General features: G+C 77.7%; 2 protein-coding genes. One reads left to right on the top strand and one right to left on the bottom strand.

The annotated features are described in order from the left end of the window. A partial coding sequence (locus PAI11_RS11075; RefSeq protein ID WP_138974242.1) for a zf-HC2 domain-containing protein occupies window positions 1-557 on the bottom strand: 557 nt, incomplete at its 3' end. Between the two features lie 182 nt (window positions 558-739). Between PAI11_RS11075 and PAI11_RS11070 the strand changes: the two genes are divergently transcribed. Beyond that, window positions 740-1,010: hypothetical protein (locus PAI11_RS11070; RefSeq protein WP_040599913.1), on the top strand; the 271-nt coding region annotated here is incomplete at its 3' end.

The following is a 1,010-nucleotide window of genomic DNA, read 5'->3' as shown; positions in this document are numbered from 1 at the left end:
ACGTCGGCGAGGTCCGCGGCGTCGGCGGCCACGGGCGGCTCGGGGCTGGCGTCCGGGGCCGGCGCGGCGCCCTCGGCGGCGGTCGGCTCGGGGGCCGGGGCCGCGCCGGCGACCGGGATCTGCACCGCGGCCATCGTCGAGACGATCACGCTCGTCTCGGTCGAGTCGAGGGTCGCCCCGGACCCCCCGCGGTAGCGCTCCTCGGCGCGCGCGAAGGCGTCCTTCAGCGCCCGGCAGTCGGGGCAGCGCCGCAGGTGGCGCACCAGCCGCTGCTCGTCCTCGACCGACAGCCGTCCCTCGGTCCAGGCCACGAGCAGCCGCGGCATCAGCTCGCAGGCGGTCGTCCGCCGCTCCGGTCGCTCGCGGCCGGAGGGCCGGTACGGGTTCTCGGCGTGGCGGGCCGCCGCCTCGCGGGTGGCGTGCAGCAGCGCGGCCTCGGGATCGAGGGCGTCGGCCTGGTCGGCGGTCGCCACGGCGATCCGGAAGGCGGCGAACGCCTCGCTGGCCGCCTGCAGGGCCAGGTCGGGACGTGCGACTTCGTCTCCGTACGCGAGCACGCGTCCGGCACGCCGCTCCACGAGCAGCGCGAGGACGAGTGGCTCGGCATCACGGATCCCCTGCGGGGTGACCGCTCCGTGCGTCGATGTCGACCTACCGCTCACCGATCTACGAAGGTTAGTGGCTGGGGAGCATGGACCGGCGGAGCGACCCCGGGGCAGGCGCCTCTGGTCAGCGTGGGGTGTCCTGCCGGATCGACGGGGTGACCTGCGACGGCGCCGCCGGCGGGCTCGACGAGCGGGCGGCGCGAGAGGGACGCGAGGAGCCGCTGCCGCTCGAGCTGCTGCCGGATCCGCTGCTCGACGACGGGGTCGACGTGGCGGGCGTGCTGCTCTGCTGGACCGGCGTGCGGGTGGTCGTCGCGGCGGCGGTCGCCTGCGTGGTGCCGGCGGAGGCCTCGGCGGCCGCACGCCGGCGCGCGGCCCTGCGGCGGGCCGCTGCGGCTCGCGACC

The sequence above is a fragment of the Patulibacter medicamentivorans genome (assembly GCF_000240225.1).
GTDB classification, from domain to species: Bacteria; Actinomycetota; Thermoleophilia; order Solirubrobacterales; family Solirubrobacteraceae; genus Patulibacter; species Patulibacter medicamentivorans.
Note: the sequence above shows the minus strand (reverse complement) of the source record. Positions and strands in the feature narration are given on the sequence as shown.